Source organism: Xylocopilactobacillus apis, from assembly GCF_033095965.1.
Taxonomy (GTDB): Bacteria; Bacillota; Bacilli; order Lactobacillales; family Lactobacillaceae; genus Xylocopilactobacillus; species Xylocopilactobacillus apis.
Window position 1 is genome coordinate 896,671 of record NZ_AP026801.1, and the last position, 26,385, is coordinate 923,055.

The 26,385-nt window shown below is 32.3% G+C and carries 19 protein-coding genes and 1 pseudogene; 18 read left to right on the forward strand and 2 right to left on the reverse strand.

All coding sequences use genetic code 11. From position 1 onward, the window contains the following. Nucleotides 1-38: 38 nt before the first annotated feature. The 5 genes from R8749_RS04265 (at nt 39) to nth (ending at nt 8,933) form a co-directional block, all read left to right on the forward strand. Entirely contained in the window at nt 39-3,365 is a 3,327-nt protein-coding gene (locus R8749_RS04265) for a PD-(D/E)XK nuclease family protein (RefSeq protein WP_317698207.1), read from the forward strand. Beyond that, the gene (gene addA, locus R8749_RS04270; protein WP_317698208.1) at nt 3,362-6,979 is read left to right on the forward strand and encodes a helicase-exonuclease AddAB subunit AddA; all 3,618 of its coding nucleotides are present in this window, start codon (nt 3,362-3,364) and stop codon (nt 6,977-6,979) included. The genes R8749_RS04265 and addA overlap by 4 nt, the downstream gene beginning before the upstream one ends. Before the next feature lie 38 nt (nt 6,980-7,017). Next, entirely contained in the window at nt 7,018-7,503 is a 486-nt protein-coding gene (locus R8749_RS04275; protein ID WP_317698209.1) for a cell wall elongation regulator TseB-like domain-containing protein, read from the forward strand. A 150-nt stretch (nt 7,504-7,653) separates the two neighbouring features. After that, a complete protein-coding gene (locus tag R8749_RS04280) occupies nt 7,654-8,277 on the forward strand; it encodes a DnaD domain protein (protein ID WP_317698210.1) in 624 nt (207 codons plus the stop codon). After that, a complete protein-coding gene (gene nth / locus R8749_RS04285; RefSeq protein WP_317698211.1) occupies nt 8,274-8,933 on the forward strand; it encodes an endonuclease III in 660 nt (219 codons plus the stop codon). The genes R8749_RS04280 and nth overlap by 4 nt, the downstream gene beginning before the upstream one ends. Here nth and R8749_RS04290 read toward each other — a convergent pair. After that, nucleotides 8,914-11,181, reverse strand: coding sequence for a transglycosylase domain-containing protein (locus tag R8749_RS04290; protein ID WP_317698212.1), 2,268 nt, complete (start codon nt 11,179-11,181; stop codon nt 8,914-8,916). The genes nth and R8749_RS04290 overlap by 20 nt on opposite strands. A 1-nt stretch (nt 11,182) precedes the next feature. Beyond that, the gene (gene recU, locus R8749_RS04295; RefSeq protein ID WP_317698213.1) at nt 11,183-11,779 is read right to left on the reverse strand and encodes a Holliday junction resolvase RecU; all 597 of its coding nucleotides are present in this window, start codon (nt 11,777-11,779) and stop codon (nt 11,183-11,185) included. A gap of 203 nt (nt 11,780-11,982) precedes the next feature. Between recU and rpsB the strand changes: the two are divergent. From rpsB to R8749_RS04360, 13 genes and pseudogenes are all read left to right on the forward strand, one after another. Next, nucleotides 11,983-12,667 (forward strand): annotated as a pseudogene (gene rpsB, locus R8749_RS04300) (30S ribosomal protein S2); the annotation flags it as partial. 146 nt (nt 12,668-12,813) lie between these two features. Then, complete coding sequence (gene tsf / locus R8749_RS04305; protein WP_317698215.1) at nt 12,814-13,689, forward strand: translation elongation factor Ts; 876 nt, start codon at nt 12,814-12,816, stop codon at nt 13,687-13,689. Between the two features lie 159 nt (nt 13,690-13,848). After that, entirely contained in the window at nt 13,849-14,574 is a 726-nt protein-coding gene (gene pyrH / locus R8749_RS04310) for a UMP kinase (RefSeq protein WP_317698216.1), read from the forward strand. Further along, entirely contained in the window at nt 14,574-15,131 is a 558-nt protein-coding gene (gene frr, locus R8749_RS04315; protein WP_317698217.1) for a ribosome recycling factor, read from the forward strand. Before pyrH ends, frr begins: the two co-directional genes overlap by 1 nt. Nucleotides 15,132-15,134: 3 nt before the next feature. Then, the gene (gene uppS / locus R8749_RS04320; protein ID WP_317698218.1) at nt 15,135-15,857 is read left to right on the forward strand and encodes an undecaprenyl pyrophosphate synthase; all 723 of its coding nucleotides are present in this window, start codon (nt 15,135-15,137) and stop codon (nt 15,855-15,857) included. A gap of 18 nt (nt 15,858-15,875) precedes the next feature. Beyond that, a complete protein-coding gene (locus tag R8749_RS04325) occupies nt 15,876-16,655 on the forward strand; it encodes a phosphatidate cytidylyltransferase (RefSeq protein WP_317698219.1) in 780 nt (259 codons plus the stop codon). Between the two features lie 9 nt (nt 16,656-16,664). Next, complete coding sequence (gene rseP / locus R8749_RS04330) at nt 16,665-17,936, forward strand: RIP metalloprotease RseP (protein ID WP_317698220.1); 1,272 nt, start codon at nt 16,665-16,667, stop codon at nt 17,934-17,936. 9 nt (nt 17,937-17,945) lie between these two features. Further along, complete coding sequence (locus R8749_RS04335) at nt 17,946-19,655, forward strand: proline--tRNA ligase (protein WP_317698221.1); 1,710 nt, start codon at nt 17,946-17,948, stop codon at nt 19,653-19,655. Nucleotides 19,656-19,667: 12 nt separating this feature from the next. After that, nucleotides 19,668-23,954, forward strand: coding sequence for a PolC-type DNA polymerase III (locus R8749_RS04340; protein ID WP_317698222.1), 4,287 nt, complete (start codon nt 19,668-19,670; stop codon nt 23,952-23,954). 67 nt (nt 23,955-24,021) lie between these two features. Beyond that, nucleotides 24,022-24,714 carry a rhomboid family intramembrane serine protease gene (locus R8749_RS04345; protein ID WP_317698223.1) on the forward strand — a complete coding sequence of 231 codons (693 nt, stop codon included), beginning with the start codon at nt 24,022-24,024 and terminating at the stop codon, nt 24,712-24,714. After that, a complete protein-coding gene (locus R8749_RS04350) occupies nt 24,707-24,925 on the forward strand; it encodes a YqgQ family protein (protein WP_317698224.1) in 219 nt (72 codons plus the stop codon). The genes R8749_RS04345 and R8749_RS04350 overlap by 8 nt, the downstream gene beginning before the upstream one ends. Next, nucleotides 24,918-25,883: an ROK family glucokinase gene (locus R8749_RS04355; RefSeq protein ID WP_317698225.1), complete on the forward strand. Its 966-nt coding sequence runs from the start codon at nt 24,918-24,920 to the stop codon at nt 25,881-25,883. The genes R8749_RS04350 and R8749_RS04355 overlap by 8 nt, the downstream gene beginning before the upstream one ends. A gap of 14 nt (nt 25,884-25,897) precedes the next feature. Then, the gene (locus R8749_RS04360; protein WP_317698227.1) at nt 25,898-26,305 is read left to right on the forward strand and encodes a rhodanese-like domain-containing protein; all 408 of its coding nucleotides are present in this window, start codon (nt 25,898-25,900) and stop codon (nt 26,303-26,305) included. Nucleotides 26,306-26,385 lie beyond the last annotated feature (80 nt).

The following is a 26,385-nucleotide window of genomic DNA, read 5'->3' on the forward strand; positions in this document are numbered from 1 at the left end:
TAAAAATAAAAAAAAAATTAATAAATAAGGAAAATATATTGGCTTTAAAAATTTTACAAGGTAATGCAAAATCCGATTTTTTAGATATCATCGCTGATAAGATCTTATCACTTCCTGCAAAAGAAGATACATTTTTGATTGTACCAAATAATTTAAAATTCAAAACCGAAATTAACATTTTGAACCTTTTAAAACAGAAAACAAGTGATTCTCAATCTAGTTTTTTTAGTTTGCCGAACTTAAAAATATATTCTTTCAACCGTTTGGTTTGGTATTTCCTCAATGATTCCTCCTACTTTCAACTGCCAGAGTTAACAACAAGTATGAAAGATATGATTTTAACTTCGATTTTACTAGATCATAACGATGAATTAAAAGTTTATCGGAATTTTACTAGTGATACTGGATTTATTGACCTATTACGGGAACAGATCGAAATATTTGAAAAAGAAGGTATATCTTACAAAGATTTGTTGGAGTTAGAGGGAGAGAATTTAGATTTAGACAAAAATTCTGATTTATCTTTAATTTATCAAAACTACGAAAAAGCGATCGATCAGCCTTTTAGGAATGAACAATGTGATTTTGTTTATCTATCGCAGTATTTAGCCACAAAGGATTTAAGTCAGACCAATTTTATATTTTTTAATTATCTTCAATTTACAAAAGTTGAGACTGATCTTTTGATGCTTTTAATCGAAAAAGCCAAAAATGTCTATTATGTAAACTACCATGATGCGGTTTTAAAATATGATCCGACATTAGAAAATTTAAATTTATTAAATATCAAGTCTGAACAAATTGATTGCAGCAATAATGAGAATAATCAGCTGGCAGCTATTTTTGATTCTAAACTTAAGGTTACTGAGGAACAGCCAAAAATTAAAATTTATCGATGTTTAGATAGATATTCTGAAGTTAAAAATCTGGCACTTAAAATTGTACATTTGGTTCGAAACGAGTCCGTGCGTTATAACGACATTTTAATTTTAGGCAGTCAGATTAATAATTACGAAGTTATTTTTAAAGAAATATTTAGCGAATATCAAATTCCATACTTTGGTGAATTTACCAATTCAATGAAAAACGCAACGATCACTTTTATATTAAAAAAGTTATTGGATTTAGTTAACCGTCGAATTAGTATTGATGATATTTTTGATCTCTTAAAGACTCAAATGTTTGATGTACCAACTGAGGTTTTAATAGATGCAGAAAATTTTGCATTAAAGTTAGGGATCTCTGGTTATGATTTTCTTTTTCTAGATTTAGATAATGAGAAATTAAAACGTTCTTTTCCTAGAGATGAGTCAAAACTCGAGCACTTTTTATTAGCCAAAAGATTGGTTTGCGATCTGTTAGTTCCTTTGATTAGCAGTTTAAAACGGAGTAAAAGTGCTAATGAATATGCAAATATTCTTTATGATTTTCTTAGTGAAGAAGGCATTTTTGATAAATTTAATCAAACAAAAAATGATTTTTACGAAGCAGGCCAGCAGCTTGAAGGGGATCAAATTGAGCAAGAAATCAATACCTTTACTAAATTGCTTGATGAAATAACCGTTATTTTTGGAGATCGAGAAATTTCCTTAAACGATTTTTCGATTGTTTTATTAAATGGTTTTAAGACCAAAACTTATGCTATGGTTCCAGCAGTCATCGATGCTGTTCAGATCTCAGATATCAATAAGGTAAATCTACCGGATTATAAATATGTGTGGATTATTAATTCGGTAGACGGCAACTTACCTTTTGTTCATGATCGAAATGAATATCTTTTATCAAGTGAAGAATTTGAAGATATTGCCAAACAAACTAATAATAATTTTCTTCTGCATTACATCGTCAATTTTCAAAATGAAACAGAACGTAAAATGGATTATTTATCAATGAGTCTGCCAAAAACAGAACTTTATTTGAGCTATGCTTCTCAAGATCAAGAATTTCCGCTTTTACCATCAAGTTATATCAGAGATATTCATGAAAAATTTCAAATTCCCATTCAAGATTTTGATGATCGGCCTGAGAATTTCGATTTTAACGAGAGATTAATCAATCCTTCAACCTCATTAACTGACCTTGTTCAAATTATCAACCAGTCTTTAAGTGACCGTAACTCTATTGATGCAAATTGGACATCACTATTTATGTGGTTTAAACAAAATCAAGGCGAAGATTTTAGAAAAGTTTTACAAGCTCTAGAAATAAGCGATAACCATATTATCGAACCGACAGTAATTGAAAAGATTTTTGAAAATAGTTTGCTTTTATCAATAACTAATATGGAAACTTATTTTCGCAACCCTTACGAATTTTTTGTTAAATATGTTTTAAAAATTAGAGAGCGACAGATTTCAGAAGTAAATCCGCTAGTGAGCGGTTTAGTTTTTCACGAAGTTTTAGATCACTTTTTTAAAATCATAAAAAAAGAAAACAAGAATCTAAATGAATTAAGTGATCATGATCTGGAAAATATTACAAATGATGTTTACAAAGAAGTTCTTAACAATCAGCATTTAGACTTTTTACTTAATGATCCAATTAATAAGTTTAATATCGGAATTCTTAGACAGACGGTGATGTCAACTTTGCGTTCAATAAAAATGCAGGGATTAAGAAGTATTCCGCTTTTTACAGAAAAGTCTTTTGGAATGTCTGGTGATGATATTCAGCCGATTTATACGTTAGGTCAAAATCAACTTTTAAAAATAAACGGCAAGATTGATCGACTAGATTTGTTTGAAAAAAATGGCGAACAATTTTTTAACGTCATTGACTATAAATCTTCTAATCGCAAATTTGATCTTAATGATTTTTATTCCGGGTTAAATCTTCAACTAATTACCTATTTGCAAATTTTAAAAAATTATTATTTTAAAGAACCATTTCAAAAAGTGGGAGGCAGTTTCTTTTATCAAATTCAAGATCCTACGATTGAACATGAAAGTATTAAAACGAGTTTTGATCAGAGTTGGATCAAAAATTATAAGTATAATGGCCCGTTTTTAAATGATGAGAATTATTTAAAGATCATTTCAGATGATTTAGCAGCGAATGATTTAAACTGGAAAGATCTTTTTCCCACACCTAAAACTAAAAAGAATCAAAATGCTTATACAGAAGATGAATTTAACACGATTTTTGATTTCAATGAGAAGAGATTTAAAACGCTAGGTGAAATGATTTATTCTGGGAAGTTTAGACAAAAGATTCTTTTTAAGACTTTTGAAGATATTCAAAAGTATCGCAGTAACGCTTATCAAGCAATTCTATTATTTGATCCTGAAATCAATAAAGATTTTCGGATTTGGAGATCTCAAAGCCCGGATGATTTACTACGTCAAATGAGAGGTGATGCCAAATGAGTAAAGTTCAATTTACAAAAGCACAAGAACGGGCAATTAATCTCCACGGAAAAGACATTTTAGTTTATGCTTCGGCTGGTTCTGGAAAAACGACGGTTTTAATTCAAAGGATTATTACAAGCATCTTAAACGGAATGTCGCTTGATTCAATGTTAATTGTTACTTTTACTCGGGCAGCTGCTAATGAAATGCGTGATCGATTACGGGTAGCGTTGACAAATGAATTATCAAAAACAAACTTAAGTTTTTCTGATGAAGAATTTTTGCGAAGCCAGATTATCAACTTATCAAACGCTGATATTGAAACAATTGATTCTTTCTGTCAAAAGGTTATTCGAGCTCACTTTAATGTTGTTGGAATTGATCCCGGATTTAGAATTTTAACTGATCAAAGTGAAGTTGAAAAATTAAAGGCAGAACCATTTGATGATACTTTTGGCGAGTTTTTGGAACAAAAAGGAGAAGACTTTTTCAATCTTGTTAAGAATTTTACTGATGGTAAGACGATTCAGCAATTCCAAGATTTAGTTCATGATCTGGAAGCATATTCTTCTTCTTTGGCAGATCAAGATCAATGGTTAAATTCAATCGATCATCTATATACATTTGATGGGTCTTTTTCCAGCGGCACGTTTTATCAAAAAGAGTTAAAACCTTTTGTTAAAAAAAGAATTAAAACATTTATTAGAAAGTTTAAACAGATTTTAGATATTTCTTCTAGTTATCCAGAATTAGAATTTTATTTTACAGAAGCAGAGAATGGAATTTCTTATTTTTCTCAAGTAATTGATCGTTTGTCTGAACTTGATTATGAAGAATTAAAAAGTCAGCTTTTTGATTTTAGTTTTGCCCGAGCTAAAGTAGTTCGAAGTTCTGATGAAGGAGTGATGGAAGCTAAGAAAATAGTTCAAAAACTTCGTGATGGGTTAAAAAAATCATTGGTTGATCCTAAAAATGGACTAGCGAAGCTATTTCAATATTCGGAAGCAGAAATTACGGATTTGTCGAAGTTAACAGCAGATCGAATCAAGTTACTTGCTGATTTTACTCGTTCTTACCTCAAAAAGGTTGAACTTGTTAAGAGAAGAGAGAATTCTTATGAATTTTCTGATTTAGAAAGATTTGCGGCTCAAATTTTACAAAATAGTGAAACTGCACGCATTGACTACCAGAATCACTTTAAAGAAATTTTGGTTGATGAATATCAGGATATTAATGATTTACAAGATTCAATATTAACGATGTTGAGTGGGAATCAGCATAATTTGTTTATGGTTGGTGACATCAAGCAGTCAATTTATGGTTTTCGTCACGCTAATCCGCAGCTTTTTTTACAAAAATATCAAGAATTTCAAAGTGAGAAGTCATTAGATCAAGAAGTAATAGTAATTGCTGAGAACTATCGTTCAGTTGAGAATATTGATTCAACGGTTAATTTCTTCTTTGAACAATTAATGGATCAAGAGGTCGGGGAACTAGATTATGATGAAAATTCTCATTTAAAGTTTGGAGCAAAATATTATCCGGCTGAAATTGATGATCAGGTAGAATTACTAATTGATCAAAATTCTTCTGATGACATTTCGCAAGCCGAGCAGATGGCACGAATAGTTGCTGAACGAATTCAGAAAATGCTTAAAGATCATCATAAAATATATGATTCTAATACAAAAAAACTCCGTGATATTACTCTAGGAGACATTGCTATATTGACCAGAACTAAAGCAGAAAATCGGGTAATAATGAATACTTTTGAGGCAGCTGGGATTAATATTACCAGTGGTCAAAATGAAGATTTTTATCTAAATTCCGAGATAAAAATTATTACTTCTTTTTTGAAAATTATTGATAATCCTGATCAAGATATTCCTTTGACAGCAATTCTTAAATCCCCGTTTGGTGACTTAAGTGATAACGACTTAGCTGTAATTAGATCACAAAAGCTTGATGGATCATTTTGGCAGGCAGTAAATCATTATATTGAACAAAGAAATGATAAGATCAGCGAAAATTTACAGCGGTTAGTAAATCTGATTGAAAAATCTCGTGAATTTGCTAATAATAATGAATTAACTGAACTTATAGAATTTTTGTATCATGATTCTCATTTTGTTGATTATGTTTCTTTAATGGTTGGGGGTAGTTTTAGACTTCACAATCTAAGAACGTTTCTCAACCAAGTAAAATCATTTCAAGATAATTCAATTACTAGTTTAAGTGAGTTTGTAAGATATTTAGATCAAGTAGAAAAATCGAGTTTTAGACCTAGTATTCCTGATCAAGCCAAAGACAATAAGGAATCAGTTCAATTAATTACAATGCACGCATCCAAGGGATTAGAATTTCCAGTTGTTTTTTTGTATCGGGTTAATCGCCAATTTAATTTAAGTGATTTTTCTGGCAGCTACGTTCTCAATGAAAAAGAAGGAATCGGCCTAAGATATATTGACGAACAAAATATTTCTTATTATTTACCGCAAATTGAATTTGTTAAGCAGAAAGAAAAAAATAAGTTAATCTCTGAAGAAATGCGAATTTTGTACGTTGCTATGACTCGCGCAAAAGAAAAATTAATTATTGTCGGATCAGATAATAAATTTTTCGACGATTTAGCTCAAAATTATGACCGTCAAAGTCTAATTATTGAATCTGAAGAGCGAGAAAAAGCAAATTCTTTTTTAAAAATGTTCAAGTTATCGTTACAAGGTCAAGTAATACCTTTGGATCAAAAAAATTATACGGCTTTTTCTAAACTGACCGATAGTTCTGTTAATTTAAAAATAACGAGCATTGAAGATATTGAATTTAATAAAATTTCAGAGGTCTCTCAAAAAGTTAACTTAGACGATTTGATTTCAAATAGTGATGATAAAATTGAAGATGCAATTAATAAGAAGTTTGCTTGGAAATATCCATTTTTAGGCTCGATTAGTAAATCAGCTTATCAATCGGTTTCTGAATTAAAGACACTTTTTCAAGAGCCGGATGATGATGTTTTAAAAATGGCTGAACTGCCTGGAGCTAAAATTCCGGCTATTAAGTCTGATTTTGAAATTCCAGAATTTAAAGGAGAAAAAAAAGTTAAGGCATCTGAAATTGGAAGTGCCATGCATTTGCTTTTACGGGAAATATCGATTTCAAAGATTCCTGATTTATCATACTTGCAAGAAGAAATTATAATTTTAGTTCAGCAAAATTTAATTAGACAACAAGCTGCAGACAAAATGCAGCTTGATCAAATAATTAATTTTTTTAAAACTGATTTAGGAAAATTAATTATTGCTAATAGTGATAACTTTGAACGAGAAAAATCTTTTCAAGCTATTGCAAGTCCGTGTGATCTTTATGGATCTACAGAATTTGATTTAAATGATTCAGTTTTGATCCATGGAATTATTGATGGATTTTTAAATTTAAAATCGGAAATCATTCTTATAGATTATAAAACTGACCATTTACCAAGAAACAGCAAAAAGAATCTATCTGAAATTTTAACTGAGCGGTACAGAGGACAATTAAAAGTTTATAGTGATGTTTTATTTTCAATGTATAAAAAACCGGTTAAAAAAAATATCGTTGCTCTAGAGACAGGGAGCATTATTGAGATAATATAGTTGTATGCTAGAATTGATAAAACTTTAGGTGAATACAAATGAGAAAAAGATCTAGACGCTTCCCAATCATTATAGGAGTTATTATCTTAATTTTGGTAATTGCTTTTGGAACATACATATTAGCCAATAATTCTTTTTTGCGGGTAAAAAATGATGCGATTAAAGTAATTCAAAAGAAAACGGATTTACATAGTTTTAGCAAATATTACTGGTATAATCATGATTCTTCTTATTTTTCTGCGCTCGGAAAAAATAAAGAAAATAAAAATCAGTATGCAATTTTGAATACATCAAACGGAAATCTAATAATTGTTGACCAAAATAAGGGAATTTCTGAATCAGAAGCAAAACGAATTGTAATGAGAGACGCCTCAAAATTAAAGGAAATTAAAAATACGAGATTAGGATTTTATGATCATAAAGTTGTTTGGGAAATAGCTTACTTTGACCAAACAAATAACTTAAATTACTATACGTTAAATTTTAAAAACGGAAAAATTGTTCAAAAAGTGCTAAAAGTTTAGGCATGGAATTAGTTAATCATTTAAATATTTAAGAAGTATTAGTAGACGTTTTACAATAAAATGATCAATCCGTCTACTAAAGTGTATTTAACTGATCAAAAATAAATCTGATTTTACATAAATATATACATTAAGAAAGTTTAATTTATAATGAGCAAATTAAAAGGTTCCCTTCAATTTTTAATCAGTGGCTTTTCATCAGTCAATAATTATTTAATCCAACATTATCATGAATTTGGCTTGACTGATAAAGAGTTAATCCTTTATTTAAATTTGGTTAGCTATACTAATCAAAATAATTTATTTCCAAATATGAACATGTTAAGTAAAAATTTACAAGTATCTGAGAGTGAAGTCTTCAATTTAATTAATAGTCTTGAGCGAAAACGCATTTTATCAATAGAAACTCGTGATATTGATGGTAAGTCATCGTCTTATTATGATTTAAATCACGTTTATCAATTAGAAGTAACAGAAAATGAAAATGTTAAAGATTCAGCGACTGATGAGCCAGAAGAATTGGAGCAACTAATCAAAAAATTTGAAGTTGAATTTGGACGTCCGCTTTCACCAATCGAGATTGAAAAAGTATCTGGCTGGCTTACAGTTGATCATTTTCGTCCAGAGTTAGTGGAAATAGCACTTAGAGAAGCAGTATTAGCGCAGGTTTATAACTTTAAATACATCGACCGGATATTAATTACATGGCAGAAGAAAAATATAAAAACCGTTAAAGATTATGAACGGTCAAAACTAAATAGTGATTTATTATGATTTCAAAAGAAAAATTTTTAAATATTTTATCGATTTTAAAAGAATTATACCCAGATGCGAAGACGGAATTGAATTATCATAATGGCTTTGAACTTATTATTGCTGTTGTTTTAAGTGCTCAAACCACAGATAAACAGGTTAATAAAGTAACTCCTGCACTTTTTAAACGTTTTTCAAATCCTGAAATGTTAGGGTCTGCCTCAATCATTGAAGTTGAAAAGTTAATTAGTTCTATTGGATTATTTCATAATAAAAGTAAAAATATTATTAAGCTTGCTCAAATTGTTCACGAACAATATCATGATGAAATACCCAGTAAAAAAGAAGAATTGTTAAAATTACCTGGAGTTGGAGAAAAAACGGCTAATGTGGTAATGGGGGACTATTTTAAAATACCTGCTTTAGCAGTTGATACACATGTTGAACGTTTAGCTAAGCGGTGGAACGTTGTTAGTCCTAAAGCAAATGTCGCAGAAGTTCAAAAACAATTAATGAAGATGACACCTAAATCAGAGTGGGTTGTAACGCACCATCGATTAATTCTTTTTGGACGTTATTTTTGCACCTCCAGATCTCCAAAATGTACTGAATGTAAAATTCTGCCTTATTGTAAATTTGGTAAAGAGCGTTTAAAAATTAATGATTCTCAACACTAGAACTACTACTTGATTGGCTTTGAGTGTTTGAAGTCGAATTATCTGAATTCTCATTTGAACTTTCGCTGGAATTATTAATTTGACTTGATGAGTCTGAATTAGTTGTTTTTGAACTGGATGTGCTAGAAGATTGAGAACTGTTATTTTCACTTGAGGAAGAACTAGAGGCGTTTTCTGAACCGTTATTGGTTTGATTTTCTTCCTCGTTAATCACATCTGAACCAGTTTTAGGTTCAGTTCCGCTTAGAAACAGTTCTGGAACTCCTCCGAAGGCAACCGCAACGGGTGGATAAATACCTTTAAGAACTCTTACTTTTTCAACGTTATTTGGCTTTTTCCAATCTTCAGAGTTTTTATTCTGATACAGATAATTCATTATTTTTTTGTAGATAATGCCTGCAATTGCTTGTTCGTTATAGTTGAGTCCTTTTTTAAGTGGATTATCATATCCAGTCCAAATAGAGATGCTATAATCCTTTGAATACCCATTAAACCAGTTGTCTTTTGCAATTCCAGTTCCACCAAGGGCAGGATTTTTATTTATTTCTGATGAATCATAATTTGTAGATCCAGTTTTGGCAGCATCATAAATGTTGGGAGTAGCTCCGTATTCACCATTACCGTACTTAAAAGAATCTTTTAGGACATCCGTAATCATATAAGCTGTTGCCGGAAACATTGCCTTGTTTTCTTTTCCACCATAATTTCTTACAGTTCCATCAGGGAAAACAATTTTGGAAACGTAAGTTGGTTGATGGTAAACCCCATTGTTGGCTAATGCTGCATATGCCCCAGCCATTTGAAGTGAAGAAAATGATCCACCAATTGCTTCAGAATAGACTTGATCTTTTGAAGGAATGTTTAAGCCAAGATTTTTCACAAAATCACTAGCTTGCTTAATCCCAACAGCTTTGAGAGTTTTTACAGCGGGAACATTTCTAGAAGATGCAAGAGCAACTCTAAGAGAAATTGATCCCATATACTGCTCATCCCAGTTATGTATAGATGTATTAGTACCAGGATAGTTATATGGTTCATCGATCATTTGTTGGTAAGTAGAGTATTTTAAGTACTCAATAGCTGGTGCATAATCGAGAATTGGTTTAATTGTTGAACCAACACTTCTAGTAGTTTGAACTGCTCGATTCAAACCGAATTGAATTTTTTGTTCTTTTCTTCCCCCAATTTGAGCAACTACTTGCCCGTTGTTTGGGTCTATGATTGTTAAACCAACTTGCAGATTATTATCAGGAAAGTCAATGGATTCATCATTATTAACTAAGTCGTAAATTTTATTTTGGATATCGTTGCGCATGTTAGTGTAAATTTTGAGCCCATCAGCAAATGGATCGTAACCTAATTTTTTAACCTCAGAAATTGTTTCTTTAACGTAAGGATCGATAGCCATATCAATTCCTCTATTTTTATCGTTTATTGATTTTGATACAACTGTTTTGAGAGTGTCAGATTTAAGAGCATTTTGATATTGTTCAGATGAAATTTTCTTGTTATTAAGCATTGCTTTTAAAACAACATTTCTTCTGTCTATGAATGATTGGGGATGAAGATAAGGTTCTTGAAGGGTTGGTAAATTAGATAATCCAGCTAAAGCAGCGGCTTGATCAATTGATAAATTGGTGTTTGATTTTCCAAAATAATATTTCGATGCAGTTTCTACTCCATATATACTGTTTCCAAAATAAACTTTATTAACATAAAATTCTAAAATTTGCTCTTTAGTATAATTTTGTTCTAATTGCATAGCTAACCAAGCTTCTTGGGCTTTTCTTCTAATTGTACGATCTTTAGCATTTGTAGAAAAGAATGAAAGTTTTATAAGTTGCTGAGTTAACGTTGAAGCACCTGAACTCCCGCTGCCAGTAACATTTTTAAAACCTGCTACAACAATTCTCATTGGATCAATTCCTAAAGTATTTTGATAAAAATGGCGGTCTTCAACACTTACTAACGCATTAATGTATGTTTTAGAAACTTTTGAGATTGGAACATAAGTGCGATCTTCGACTCCTGCGGTATAAATCTGTTTTCCTAAACTATCATAAACTACACTAGATTTAACACTTTCGAGTTTAGATCTAGTTAGTTTAGGAGACCCAACTGCGTAAAAAGCAAATAGTGAAGCTCCAATTGCACATATCACAATAAATGCTAAAAAGAGCCAGATAATAATTTTTTTGATGATATTTTCTTTTTTTGATTTAAATGGTCGGTGATAATGTTCAGGCATTTTAACTTATCTCCTGGTTAATAAATTTATTGACAAAATCTATATACGGAACTAATGGTAAATTAGTTGGTTTAAATTCGAATCCTTTTTCAATAAAAATTTCAAGTGGAATTGATTTACGACCATTTTTTGTTTTCATATTCCAGTATTTAATAACTAATTCAGCAGGTAACATAAAAAAACGGTTTAATTTTACAAAAGACACTATTACAAAACAGATTCCCTTTTGTTTAATACAATCTTCCATATGTCTAATCTGGTGTTCGTGAAAATTGTCAAGCGGCAAATATGTCGCCCTCGTTGTTTCTTTTGCCTCAAAGTCAAGGTAATATCCTTTATATACTCCATTGTAATCAGTCGTAGAAGGTTGACGAAAATAGGCCTCAGTTATCCTTGCGTGACTACGATTTGGATAGTCTACCTTAACAATTTGAACGGGGGTAGGTTTTTTATGAACAACAGCAACTCCATACTTTAAATAGTGTTTATTACTTAAATTAATCATTTTTTCAAGGGACATCCCACGACGCCCAAAATTAGTTGCTTCTTGATTTTCTATTTTATTTTTATTACCTTGACCGGTCGGATACTTAATCATTAGTCATATTTTATCAAAAATAAAGATAAAAAGAATCATTTACTTTGATAATTGTAATAATTGCTTGAAAAACCATTTAAAATCAGGTATTATTGCATGTGGCTTTATGCCAAAAATGCCGCAATTGTTTATTTGTCATCGGTGCTGCTTGTCAGTTAATTGACAGAGTTAAAAACAGTTGTTTGAAAAAACCGGAGGAAAAAATGGCAGAAATTACAATGAAACAACTTCTTGAAGCAGGTGTTCATTTCGGACATCAGACTAGAAAATGGGATCCTAAGATGAAACCGTATATTTTTACTTCAAGAAATGATATTTATATTATTGATTTACAGAAGACCGTAAAGATGGTCAATGATGCATACAATTTTGTGCGGGATGCAGCCGCTAGTGGTGCTCAATTTCTTTTTGTTGGTACCAAGAAACAGGCTTCTGATGCAATTGAAGAAGAAGCAAAAAGAGCTGGTGTATATTATATCAATCATCGTTGGTTAGGTGGACTCTTAACTAATTGGGATACAATTCAGAAAAGAATTAAAAGATTAAAAGATCTTGAAAAAATGTCTGAAGATGGAACTTTTGAACGGTTGCCTAAAAAAGAAGTTGTTAAGCTTCAAAAGCAGCATGATAAGTTAGAGAAGTTCTTGGGCGGAATTAAAGATATGAGTCGTTTACCCGACATTATTTATATTGTTGATACTCACAAAGAACATATCGCAGTTCAAGAAGCAAACAAATTAAACATTCCAATTGTTGGGATGGTAGATACTAATGCAAATCCTGATGTAGTTGACGTTATTATTCCATCGAATGATGATGCGATTAGAGCAATTCGTCTGGTAACTTCTAAAATGGCTGATGCAATAATTGAAGGCCGAGAAGGTGAAGAACATTCTGATGATCAAAAATCAGAAGTTGTGATAGAAGAAATCGAAGAAAAGTCTGATAATGTTGACGATAAAAAAGATATGGAAGAAATCGTTGATGTTGTTGAAGGCGATAATAGCAAATAACATTTTTGAAAGGAGATTTTGATGGCAAATATTACAGCTGCACAAGTCAAAGAATTACGTGATAAGACTGGTGCCGGTATGATGGATGCGAAAAAGGCTTTAGTTGCTACAGAAGGTGATATTGAAGCTGCAATTAAAGAATTAAGAGAAAAAGGTGTTGTTAAAGCTGCTAAGAAAAGCGGCCGAATTGCTGCGGAAGGTTTAGCAAGTGTTTTGGTTGAAGAAAACACTGGTGCCGTCGTAGAAATCAATGCTGAAACTGATTTTGTTGCTTCTAATGACAAATTTAAAACGTTGGTTTCTGATGTTGTTAAAGTTATTGCTGATAAAAAGCCAAAAAGCCTTGAAGAAGCATTATCTTTACCATTAAATGGAAGTACAGTTAATGATGAGATTACAAATGCTACTGCAGTTATCGGTGAAAAAATCACTCTTCGTCGTTTTGTTGTAATTGAAAAAAGCGATAGTGAAGTATTTGGCACTTATCTCCATAATGGGGGTCAAATTGCAGTTTTGGTCACTTTGGAAGGCAGCGACGAATCTGTAGCAAAGGATGTTGCAATGCACGTTGCAGCAATTCATCCATTATATGTTTCAAGGGATCAAATTCCAAAGGAAATAGTTGACAATGAAACTGATATTGCAACCACTGAAACCCGAAATGAAGGTAAACCTGAGAACATTATTGAAAAAATTGTTCAAGGACGAGTTAATAAAAAATTAGCAGAGATTACTTTGGATGATCAAGAATTTGTAAAAGATTCTTCAATGAAAGTTTCTGAATACGTAAGCTCGAAGAATAGTAAAATTAAGAACTTTGTTCGTTATGAAGTGGGCGAAGGAATTGAGAAAAAGAATGATGACTTTGTAAAAGAAGTTATGGATCAAATCCAATAATTTTTCTTATGGGAAAGTCTGTAACAACTAGAATTTTTCTAGCTTTTTACAGGCTTTTTTTTAGCCAAAATAAAATTTTTAATTAATATGGGTTCGAAATAGGGAGTGATCGGACATCTGTGATATATTATTCAGTGATAATATTTTGAGGAGTAAATCTTGAGTAAAGTCAAATATCAACGAGTTTTAATAAAAATAAGCGGCGAAGCGCTTGGCGGAGAAACTGGTAAAGGAATCAATCCAATAGTTATTTCTAGTGTTGCCAAAAATATTGCAGATGTTCATAAAACTGGAGTTGAGATTGCTATTGTTGTCGGTGGAGGCAATCTTTGGCGTGGCGAAGCCGGGGAACAACTGGGAATGGAAAGACCCCAGGCTGATTACATTGGAATGTTAGGGACCATCATGAATGCTTTGGCACTACAGGATGCATTGGAAAAAGTTAATGTTGCCACACGTGTCCAAACTTCAATTGAAATGAGACAAGTTGCTGAACAGTATGTTAGAAGAAAGGCAATTAGACATTTAGAAAAAGGGCGAGTGGTTATATTTGCTGGAGGGACCGGTAATCCTTATTTCTCTACTGATACTACTGCTGCTTTAAGAGCATTAGAAATTAATGCTGACGTAATTTTAATGGGAAAAAATGGAGTTGACGGAGTTTATTCAGACGATCCTAGAATAAATCCAGAAGCAATTAAGTATGAACAATTAACTCATATGGATATTATTCAAAAAGGACTCAATGTTATGGATAAGACAGCTAGCTCATTAGCACTGGAAAATAACATTCCATTAATTGTTTTTGATCTTAATGATCCAGAAAATATTAATCGACTGGTTAAAGGAGAAAATATTGGAACAATTATTGAAGGAGATAGATAATGGCAGATGAAGTAATTAGTAAATTAAAAAAACAGATGCAAAAATCATCCGATAATCTTAAGGTTGAATTAGGCAAGATCAGAGCAGGAAGAGCAAATGCTAGTCTGGTTAATGATATTATGGTTGATTACTACGGGGCACCAACTCCACTTCAACAAATAGCGTCTGTATCAATTCCTGAAGCACGTTTGATTCAGATTACACCTTTTGACAAGACCGCATTAAAATCAATTGAAACGGCTATTAATATGTCTGATCTTGGAATTAATCCGACGATTGATGGAAATGTGATTAGACTTGTGGTTCCACAATTAACAGGTGAATCACGTAAAGATATTGTTAAAGAAGTTAAAAAAACTGCTGAAGAAGCGAAAATTGCAATTAGAAATGCTCGCCGTGATGCAATGGATACTCTCAAGAAAAGTGAAAAAGACGGTGAAATTAGTGAAGATATCATGCATAAAAAAGAAAAAGATGTTCAAAAAATACATGATGAATTCATTAAAATTATCGATGATATTTCATCAAATAAAGAAAAAGAAATTTCTAAGATTTAATTAATGACGAAAGAAATTACTCCCCAAGTACCAAAACATGTAGCAATTATTATGGATGGAAATGGTAGATGGGCTCAAAGAAGACATTTACCCCGAATTGCTGGTCATCGCGAGGGAATGGAAAACGTTAGACGAATCGCAATTGCTGCAAACAAATTGGGAATTAAGGTTCTTACGCTTTATTCGTTTTCTACTGAAAATTGGAACCGACCTCGTGATGAGGTTAGTTTTTTAATGAAGCTTCCGGTTGTTTTTTTTAATAAGTTTGTTCCTGAACTAATTGATCAAAATGTTGTTGTTAAAATCACTGGTTTCATTGATCAAATTCCTACTGATACTTTAAAAGCGGTACGTGAAGCAGAAGAAAAAACAAAAAATAATACCGGACTCATTTTAAATTTTGCTTTTAATTATGGCGGGAAGGCTGAAATTGTAAATGCAGCAAGAGAAATTGCTTTGGATGTTAAAAATGGTTTTATTACTCCGGAGGAAATCGATGAATCAGTTTTTTCTAAGCATTTATTGACTAAATTAGGGAATCTTGATGATGTTGATCTTTTAATTCGGACTTCAGGGGAACAAAGAATTTCTAATTTTTTGCTTTGGCAGCTTGCTTATGCGGAATTGTATTTTACTGATACTTTTTGGCCTGATTTTTCAGAGGAAGAATTATTAAAAGCTATTGAGAATTTTGAAAATAGAAATCGTCGTTATGGCGCTTTGTAAAAAAGAAAGATTAAAATTTTGAGAACAAGAATAATTACTGCAATAATTGCCCTTGCTATTTTTATTCCCATTCTTCTTTTGGGCGGAATTTGGATTGAAATAGCCAGTGCAGTTTTGGCTTTTATTGGAGTGTCAGAGATCTTCATAATGAAGAAAATGATGGTTTTACATCCAATCGCAATTTTATCTATGTTGATGGGAGCAGCCCTTACTTTACCTAATTCATTTTTTAAGGGTTTGTGGCTCAATAAAGATGCGATGTTTTATGCTTTTATTTTAATTTTGTTAGTTTCAATCGTTTTCTTCTATCGAACTTTTAACATTGAGGACGCTGGAATAATTGCAATTACAACTTTTTACGTAGGTCATGGTTTTTTCTATTTAACTTTGGCTCGTGATAAAGGACTTTCTTATCTGTTTTATGCACTACTTCTAGTGTGGTCAACGGATATTTTTGCTTATTTTTTTGGCCGAAAATTTGGAAAGCATAAATTAGATCCAGTAATTAGTCCCCATAAAACCTGGGAAGGGTCAATTGGCGGAACTTTAGCTGCTGTAGTAGTTGTAATAATTTATAATATTTTTGTGCCTCTTCATAGAAATTTATTAATTTTAATTATAGCAACAATTGTTCTATCAATTTTTGGACAAATTGGAGACTTAGCGGAGTCTGCGATTAAAAGACATTATAATGTAAAAGATTCTGGCAAGATTTTACCAGGTCATGGAGGAATTTTAGATCGATTTGATAGTTTTCTCTTTGTTTTTCCGTGTCTTCATTTGTTAGGGTTCTTTTAAGGAGGTTTAATGAAGGGAATTATTGTTTTTTTAATTCTTTTTACAATTCTTGTTGTTTTCCATGAGTTTGGACACTACTTTTTTGCTAAAAAGATGGGAATTTTAGTAAGAGAGTTTGCAATTGGAATGGGTCCAAAGATATTCCAGCACCATGCTCAAAATGGTACCACTTTTACAATTAGGATTTTACCTTTAGGTGGTTATGTCAGACTTGCTGGCGTTGAAGAATCTGAGTTAGAAGCCGGACAAACAGTTTACGTTACATTAAATGATCAAGGTTCAATAATCCAAATTGATACGAGATCAGATCAAAATATAGATGGTCTGCCCCTTACTGTTCGAAAAAGTGACCTAAGCAGTGATTTATTTATTGAAGGCGATGTATTTGATAATGAAGCTGACGACCTTGTAACTAAGACTTTTAACGTGGATCATGATGCATATATTGTTGAAAATGATGGAACTGAAGTTAGAATTGCACCAAAAGATGTTCAATATAATTCTGCCGTCTGGTGGAAAAAGCTGATAACGAATTTTGCAGGTCCTTTTAATAATATAATTTTAGCTATTGTAGCTTTCTCAATTTCGGCTTTTATGATGGGTGGGGTTCAAGACCTTAACACAAACAAGATTACCATTTATGATCGGAATATGCCTGCTGCAAAGGCAGGAATAAAAAGTGGTGATTCAATTGTTTCAGTCGATGATGTACAAACTCATGACTATAAAGAAATAAAAAAAGAATTAGACAAAGACCAAAAAGGGAGACCGGTTAAAGTAAAAGTTAAAAGATCTAGTCATTACAAGACTTTTATTATTAAACCAAAATATAGTAAAACAGATGGTACTGGAAGATATTATATTGGAATATCAGTTTGGTACCGTAAGAGTTTTCAATCGCAGATTTTATACGGTTTTACTGAAACTTATGCTAATTCAGTTGCAATACTACAGACTTTAGGTTCTTTTTTTACTGGTGGTTTTTCACTTGATAAAATAGCGGGACCGGTCGGAATTTATAGTATTTCATCCCAAGCTGCTAATAGCGGCGTAGGTGTTCTAGTGGCTTTATGCGCATCTCTATCAATTAGTTTGGCAATTGCTAATCTTTTACCAATACCGGGACTTGATGGTGGTAAAATTTTATTAAATTTAATTGAAGCTATTAGAAGAAAGCCAATTAAGCAAGAACATGAAGTTGTAGTTACATTAATTGGGGCGGCTTTCTTGCTAATGTTAATTATTGTAGTAACTGTTCATGATATTATGAAATTATTTTGAGGGAAAATTGTGAAACAAAGTTTATATTTTATTCCAACAACAAAAGAAATACCAAACGATGCTGAGGCAATCAGTCATCAATTATTGATTCGTGGTGGTTTTATAAGACAAGAAATTGGTGGAGTTTTTATGTATCTTCCATTGGCTTACCGAAGCCTTCAACGAATTGAAAAAATTATTGAAGAGGAAATGGACAAAATTTCTTGCCCGGAGATGTTAATGCCCGTTATTTTACCGGCATCTTTGTGGCAAAAATCCGGTCGATACGAAAATTACGGCCCTGAATTATTTAAATTACAAGATCGTGCAAAGAGAGATTTAATTTTAGGACCAACTCATGAAGAATCATTTGCAGATTTGATTAGAGGAATTTGGAATTCTTATAAAGATTTCCCCAAAACGCTTTATCAAATTCAGACAAAGTTTCGTGACGAATTAAGACCACGTTTTGGCTTGTTAAGAAATAAAGAATTTATCATGCTTGATGGTTATTCTTTTGGGGCAACTGATAGTGATCTTGATTATTCGTATGATCAATTTGATAGTGCTTTTAGAAAAATTTTTGACCGAACTGGTTTGAATTACATTAGTGTAGTAGCGGATAATGGAGCAATGGGCGGAAGGGAATCTACAGAATTTCAAGCCGTTGCTGCGATTGGTGAAGACGATGTTGCATATGTTGGTGAAAATGGTGTCGGGGCAAATATTGAAGTTGCTGTTGGAATTCCTCCATTTCAAATTGAAGAACAAAAAGAAGATCGCAAAGAAATGGAAAAAGTCGCAACCCCAGATGTGAAAACTGTTTCAGATGTAGCTAATTTCTTTAAAGTACCAGCTTATAAAATCGTTAAAAGTATTGTCTATTTTTCTGACGACCAACCAGTTCTTGTCGTTGCGCCTGGAGATCACGAAATTAATGAAAATAAACTTCAAAATGGATTAAGTGCAAAAAGTATCCGTTTAGCAACTCCTGAGGAAGTGAAAGATATATTGGGAGTTTCAATTGGTAGTGTTGGTCCAGTCGATGTTAAAGGTAAAATTAAAATAGTGATGGATCTTACTGTTAATTATCTTCATAATTTTTATGTAGGTGCAAATACCGACGGATTTCATTATCAAAATGTTAATTGTGATCGTGATTTTGTTGCAGATGAACAGTTTGATTTAATTCAAATTAATGAGGGCGATCTTGATCCTAAATCAAATCAGCCGTACAAAATTGAACAAAGTATTGAGATAGGACATATTTTTAAATTAGGCACCTTTTACTCTGAAGGTTTAGGAGCAACATTCCTTGACCAGGATGGCAATGAGAAGCCAATTATTATGGGTAGTTACGGAATTGGGGTAAGCCGGTTACTTTCTGCTATTGTTGAACAAAATAATGATCAAAATGGAATCATCTGGCCTAAGACAGTTACTCCTTTTGATGTTCATATTATTGAAATTAATAATAAAGATGATGAAATTGTAAAACTATCAGAAAAATTAGAAAAAGAGCTGGAGAGCGCTGGTTATTCGGTTTTATTAGATGATCGTAAAGCTCGTCCTGGTGTGAAATTTGCAGAATCTGATTTAATTGGATTTCCGTTAAGAGTAGTTGTTGGTAAAAAGGCTCAAGACGGAATAGTTGAAATAAAAGAACGTCGTACGGGTCAAGTCGAAGAACTAAAAGTGTCAGAGGTAGTAGATTTTGTTCGCGACTATTACAGCAAATAGGGACTTTTTAAGTTGAGCAATAAAAAGGTTATTAGTTTAACAGAGTTATTTTCAAAAATATCATTAAATCCTACCAGTGAAGCGGGTTTTGATCTGGATCGTCTTTGGTTACAAAAGATGTCGATTCATCGAATCTCAAATTTGTGGGATTTTTTTATTATGGGTGAAGAGTTTTTAAAACCAAATGAGTACATTGATCTTCGAAATTTATTAGAAATTCTTGCTGGCAGTAATAATATAAATTTAAATATGGAATATGAGAATTCAACGCCATTAGATTCTCTATACCTAGATTACTATGAAGTCATTGTTAATTTTTTGCCTCGCTATAGTAAGATTTTACTTAATCAAAAAATTGATTACTCTGATCATGAATTAAAGATTTACTTTAATCAAAATTTCATTTATAAAATGATGGATCAGGAAATAAAATCTTCTATCTCTGAAATTTACCAAAAAATGGGATTTCCGAAATTGAACATTGATTTTTTAATTGATGAACATTCAGCAAAACAAAAAGATGAAGAGTTTCAAGAACAAAAAAAGATTGAGAATGATCAAGCATTTAAGTCATTACAAAAACAATTATCTGAAGTTCAAAGTTCCAATCGGAATTTTTCAGATCATCGTGAAAATAAAAAAGTTTCTGGTAAAGCCATTCAAATTAAAGATATTGATGTTCCTCTTAATTCAGCTGTTCTTGAAGGTGAAATTTTTAAAAAGGACATCCGTCCAATTAAAAACAAAAATTTTATTTTAACGTATGAAATCTATGATGGGACTGATTCTCTATTATTAAAGAAATTTGCTAACGAAAAAGAAGTTAGTGATTTTAGTGATTTTAAAGTCGGTAATTGGGTTCGAGTTAAAGGTAAAATTCAAACTGATCAATATAGCAATGACTTGACAATGACTATTTACAGCATGAATAAGATTTCTTCTCCTGCTGGTCGAAAAGATGATTATGATGGACAAAAAAGAGTTGAACTTCACTTACACACCAATATGAGTCAAATGGATGCAATTACTTCAGTCAGTAAATTTGTAAATCGAGTTCAGGAATTTGGACAGAGAGGCTTTGCTTTAACAGATCATGCAGATTTACAAGCATTTCCAGAAGCTTACCATTCCTCTCAGAATACAGATTTAAAAGTTATCTATGGCGCTGAAATTAATTTAATAGATGACTATACTCCCATTATCTATCAAACGACAAATGAATCTATTTCTGATGTAAGTTTTGTGGTTTTTGATATTGAAACAACAGGTCTTTCCGTTGAATATAGTGAAATAATTGAAATAGGAGCTGTTAAGTTTTCAAACGGCAGAAAAGTCGGAGAATTTCAAGAATTTATTAATATTGGAAAGCCGTTAAAAGAATTTACGAAAGAATTGACAAGTATCACCGATGAAAATATTAAGAGTGGAAAACTAAACCAAGAGGTTATTACTGATTTTCATAAATTTATCGATGGATCGGTACTTGTTGGACATAATGTTAAATTTGACTGGGGTTTTATTAATAAAAATTTTGAACGGTTAGGCTTAAGTAAAGTTGATCGACCAGTTATCGATACGATGGGATTAGGTAGGTTTTTATATCCAGAACTATCCAACGTCAGATTAGAAACCTTGGCAAAAAGAGTTGGAATTTCGTTAACCCATCATCATCGTGCTATTGATGATGCCGAGGGTACTTACGATATTTTCTTTAGAATGTTGAATACTTATAAAAAGACTTATGATCTTAATACTCTTGATGATTTAGACCAACGGTTAGAATTAAGCAAAGCTTATCGCCAAACTAGACCTAGTCATGCAGTTTTATTGGCTAAAAATCAGAGCGGATTAAAAAATCTATTCAAAATTGTTTCAAAATCCCACACTGATTATTTTTATAGAGTTCCCAGAGTGCCACGTTCTATATTAGAGAAGTATCGAGAAGGTATCCTGGTCGGCAGCGCTTGTGATCAAGGAGAAGTTTTTGATTCAGCGTCTTTGAAGGATTATGAAGATACTTTAACCGCAGCTAAATTTTATGATTATTTGGAAGTACAGCCACTAGGTAATTATGAACATTTAGTCAGGCAGCAAAGACTAACTGAAGAAGAATTAAAATTAGTCATTGAAAAAATTATTAAAATCGGGAATGAATTAAAGAAACCAGTTGTTGCTACAGGTGACGTTCATTATCTTGATCCTAACGACGATAAGTTTAGAGAAGTCTTGCTGGGATCTCAATCAATGACCGCAAAAAAAAGTTATCATTTACCTGACGAATATTTAAGAACGACCCAAGAAATGTTAAATGAGTTTTCTTTTTTAGATGACGATCTTGCAAAAAAAATAGTTATTCAAAATACGAACCAGATTTTTGATGAAATTAGTGATGTCGAGCCATTAAAAAATAAGCTTTATACACCTAAAATTGAAGGAGTAGATGAAAAGTTACGCAACGCTGCTTTTGATCGAATGCATGAACTTTATGGCAATCAGCCTCCTAAGCTAGTGGAAAATAGGTTAACCACTGAGCTTGACAGTGTAATTGGAAATGGTTTTGCAGTTATTTATTATATATCTAGAGAATTAGTTAAAAAAAGTAATAAAGATGGTTATTTGGTTGGATCACGAGGATCAGTAGGGTCAAGTTTTGCAGCAACAATGCTAGGGATTACAGAGGTTAATCCATTACCTCCACACTATTTGTGTCCCAATTGTCAGTATTCTAAGTTTTTTGAAAAAGGAGAATATGCATCTGGTTTTGATTTGCCCGAAGAAAATTGTCCTCAATGTGGAGCACCTTTAGTTAGAGAGGGTCAAGATATCCCTTTTGCAACATTTTTAGGCTTTAATGGAGAGAAAGTTCCCGATATTGATTTAAATTTCTCAGGAGATTATCAACCAGTAGCGCATAACTACATTAAAGTCCTTTTTGGTGAAGACCATGCATATCGGGCTGGAACCATTGGTACGGTTGCTGAAAAAACTGCTTTTGGATTTGTTAAAGCTTTTGAGAGAGAAAGAGATGTATCTTTTAAACAAACTGAAATCGACCGGATGGCAGAAGGAATTACTGGAGTTAAAAGAACAACTGGTCAGCATCCGGCCGGAATTTTGATTGTTCCTCAGGATATGGATATTTATGATTTTACACCTATTCAATATCCTGCTGATAAGGCAGAATCTGCTTGGAAAACTACTCACTTTGAATTTAGTTCGATCCATGACAACATTTTAAAAGTTGATTGTCTTGGTCATGATGACCCGACAGTAATAAGAATGCTCCAAGATTTATCTGGCATCGATCCTGTAACTATTCCGATTGACGATCCAAATGTTTTGTCTCTTTTTTCTTCACCAAAAGCATTAGGAGTAAATTCTAAAGATATTGGATCAAAAACAGGAACTTTAGGAATCCCTGAATTTGGGACAGCTTTTGTCCGTGGAATGCTTGAAGAAACGCATCCAAAAAACTTTTCAGAATTATTACAGATTTCAGGATTATCTCACGGAACTGACGTTTGGCGGGGAAACGCTGAAGAGTTAATTACTAAGCAAAATGTATCTTTAGATAAAGTTATCGGTTGTCGTGATAATATTATGCTCGATCTTATCCATTGGGGTGTTGAATCGAGTACGGCTTTTAGAGTGATGGAAGATGTTCGTAAAGGTCGGGGAGTAAAGCCTGATGATGAAGAAGTTTTAAAGAAAAATACTTCAGTTCCCTCTTGGTATTTGGAATCTTGTAAGAAAATAAAATACATGTTTCCAAAGGCCCACGCGGCAGCTTATGTTTTAATGGCTTTAAGAATAGCTTATTTTAAAGTTTATTTTCCGATTTTTTATTACGATGTATATTTTACAATTCGAACGAATGATTACGATATTGGAATTATGTGTAAAGGGAAAGAAGCAGTAAAAAGTAAATTAGATGAATTAGATGAAAAAATTAAAAACGGTGAAGCAACAATGAATGATAAAAGTAGCCGAAGTGCAATTGAAGTTGCTAATGAAAGCTTATATCGAGGAATTAATTATAAAATCGTTGATCTTTATGAATCTGATGCATTTAATTTTAAAATTTTAGATGATCATACACTGTTAGCACCATTTATTGCAATTCCAGGCTTAGGCGCTAATGTAGCAAAGCAGATCGTTTTAGCTCGGAGTGAACATCCTTTTACCTCAAAAAAAGATTTAGTTCAACGAGGTAAAGTTTCTCATACTATTTTGGAGTATTTGGATGAAAATGGGGTTACCAGTGAATTACCTGATGATGATCAGTTAACGCTTTTCTAATTATTCGCAGCAAAGTATAGAAAATGATAAAATTAAAGTCAGTTTTATTACTAGAATGGGGTATTGATTGAAATATAAATATTATTTACGCCAGTATCCAGTTACTGCGTTGTTATTAATTGTTACATTAATAATGTATATCGTCGAAATTGTAATGGGTGGAAGTACACATATTGAAGTCCTTTATAATTTGGGTGGTTTAACTAGGGCAGATGTTCAGTTAGGTCAGTGGTGGAGATTGATAGTTCCAATTTTTCTCCACATTGGATTTCAGCATATTTTATTCAATATGTTGACTCTTTTAGTATTTGGAATTTACATTGAACCTTTTTTAGGAAGCTGGAGATTCCTTACCGTTTACTTGTTGGGTGGAATTTACGGAAATTTAGTTAGTTTTGCTTTTCAAAGTAACCAAACAATTTCAGCAGGTGCAAGTTCATCAATTTTTGCACTTTTTGGGGTTTTTGTATTAATGAGAAGAGCTCTGATTAATAGTAATCAATACCAGTATTTATCTGGTCAAATTGTCAGTTTGGCGGTAATTAATATCGTTATTGATATCATTGATAATTTAGCAGGCGGGACAATTAGTATTTTGGCTCATTTAGGTGGATTTGTCGGCGGCTATTTTTTATCAGTCGTTTTAGGCTCACCCCAGGCTAAAAATTACCAAACCTGGCAGCGAATTTTGGCAGCAGTTTTCTTTGTTTTAACAGCAGTTGCTTTATATTCATACGGAATGGGTAAAAGTGTTGTTTGATGTTGATAAAATTAAACATTATTACAATGTGTTAGATTTGCTTAAAGAATTTAATATTTATATTCATCTTGGCAGCAGATTAGATGATCTAGAGCTTACTGAAGTAGAATTAAATCGACTCTATCGAGCAAAATTAATTGATAAAAAAATATATGTCAGAGCAATGACTATTGTTGAAGGGGAAGTTAGGAAAGAAAAAGGTAATGAATAATTTATATTTAGGAATCGATTTAGGCGGTACTACGGTTAAATTTGGCGTGGTAGATAATACTGGAAATATAAAAGAACAGTGGAATATTCCAACAAATATCGAAGATCATGGTAGTCATATTTTACCTGACATGATAAATTCCATTAAAAATAGGCTGCCAAAGTACAAAGAACAAGGTGATCAAATTCTTGGAATTGGAATGGGTACTCCAGGTTCTGTTGATCCTTATAAAGGCACAGTAACTGGTGCGTACAATTTAAATTGGACCGAAGAGCAATTACTTAAGGAAGAATTTGAAACTAACTTTAAAATACCGTTTTTTATTGAAAATGATGCAAACGTCGCTGCACTTGGCGAAAGATGGGTTGGAGCGGGAGAAAATGAAAATGACGTTGTTTTTGTGACCATTGGGACCGGAATCGGTGGAGGAATTATAGCTAATGGTAAGTTGGTTCGCGGAGTCGCGGGATCTGGCGGCGAGATCGGACACATTGTTGTTAAACCTGATGGAGATGCTTGTACCTGTGGCAGCAGAGGATGTTTAGAAACTATTGCATCTGCTTCTGGCATTGCTAAAGTTGGAAAAGTAATTGCTAAGAAACATCTGGATTCTGAACTTTATAAAGCTTCCAAAGAAGATAATTTTGATGCAAAAATAGTATTTGATCTTGCTAAAAGCGGAGATCAGGCAGCAATTGAAGCAGTTGAAGATGTTACATACTATTTAGCATGGGGCTTAGGACAAGTAGCTGATATTTTAAATCCGCAATATATTGTAATAGGCGGCGGAGTATCTGCTGCTGGTAACTTTTTATTAGATTATATTAATAATTTTTTTCCAAATTTTGTTTTTCCAAATGTTAAAAAAAGTACATCACTTAGATTAGCTCAGCTGGGTAACGATGCTGGAATTTTAGGAGCTGCTTCTCTTGTAAGAGAAAATTTGAAAGAATTATAGGAGGGATAAATTAAATGCCAAGTTGGCTTTTAGTTATTGATGCAGTATTAATTGCAATATTATTATGGATTTTTGGCAATTGGTTTTATTATTATGTCAAAGGAATGATTGTAAAGGGAGGATTAACTCCACAAGAATTTGAAAAGAAAATTCATACTGGACAGATTATTGATTTAAGAAGTAAAGGAGATTTTGATACTGCTCACATTATGGGAGCAAGAAATATTCCGTATGCAATGTTTAAACAATATCAGAGTTCACTTAGAAAAGATTTGCCAGTATTATTGTATGAACGATCAGATCAAATTCCAATTAGAGTTGCTGCCAAGCTTAAAAAGCAAGATTATAAAGAAGTTTATTGGCTTAAGGGCGGTTTCGCGAAATGGGAAGGAAACGTTAAGAAGAAATCAAAAACACTTTGAAGTGTTTTTTTATTTTACTGAAAATTAATTGACTTTTAAAAAAAAATAAAAGTGTTATGATAGTGGCGTAATCATGAAAG

Excerpts from the sequence above, each read along its gene's own strand:
- nth (WP_317698211.1), top strand. The coding sequence starts at position 8,274 with ATGATTTCAAAAGAAAAATTTTTAAATATTTTATCGATTTTAAAAGAA.
- R8749_RS04355 (WP_317698225.1), top strand. The coding sequence starts at position 24,918 with ATGAATAATTTATATTTAGGAATCGATTTAGGCGGTACTACGGTTAAA.
- addA (WP_317698208.1), top strand. The coding sequence starts at position 3,362 with ATGAGTAAAGTTCAATTTACAAAAGCACAAGAACGGGCAATTAATCTC.
- frr (WP_317698217.1), top strand. The coding sequence starts at position 14,574 with ATGGCAGATGAAGTAATTAGTAAATTAAAAAAACAGATGCAAAAATCA.
- rseP (WP_317698220.1), top strand. The coding sequence starts at position 16,665 with ATGAAGGGAATTATTGTTTTTTTAATTCTTTTTACAATTCTTGTTGTT.
- R8749_RS04275 (WP_317698209.1), top strand. The coding sequence starts at position 7,018 with ATGAGAAAAAGATCTAGACGCTTCCCAATCATTATAGGAGTTATTATC.
- R8749_RS04280 (WP_317698210.1), top strand. The coding sequence starts at position 7,654 with ATGAGCAAATTAAAAGGTTCCCTTCAATTTTTAATCAGTGGCTTTTCA.
- uppS (WP_317698218.1), top strand. The coding sequence starts at position 15,135 with ATGACGAAAGAAATTACTCCCCAAGTACCAAAACATGTAGCAATTATT.
- recU (WP_317698213.1), bottom strand. The coding sequence starts at position 11,779 with ATGATTAAGTATCCGACCGGTCAAGGTAATAAAAATAAAATAGAAAAT.
- R8749_RS04360 (WP_317698227.1), top strand. The coding sequence starts at position 25,898 with ATGCCAAGTTGGCTTTTAGTTATTGATGCAGTATTAATTGCAATATTA.
- tsf (WP_317698215.1), top strand. The coding sequence starts at position 12,814 with ATGGCAAATATTACAGCTGCACAAGTCAAAGAATTACGTGATAAGACT.
- R8749_RS04290 (WP_317698212.1), bottom strand. The coding sequence starts at position 11,181 with ATGCCTGAACATTATCACCGACCATTTAAATCAAAAAAAGAAAATATC.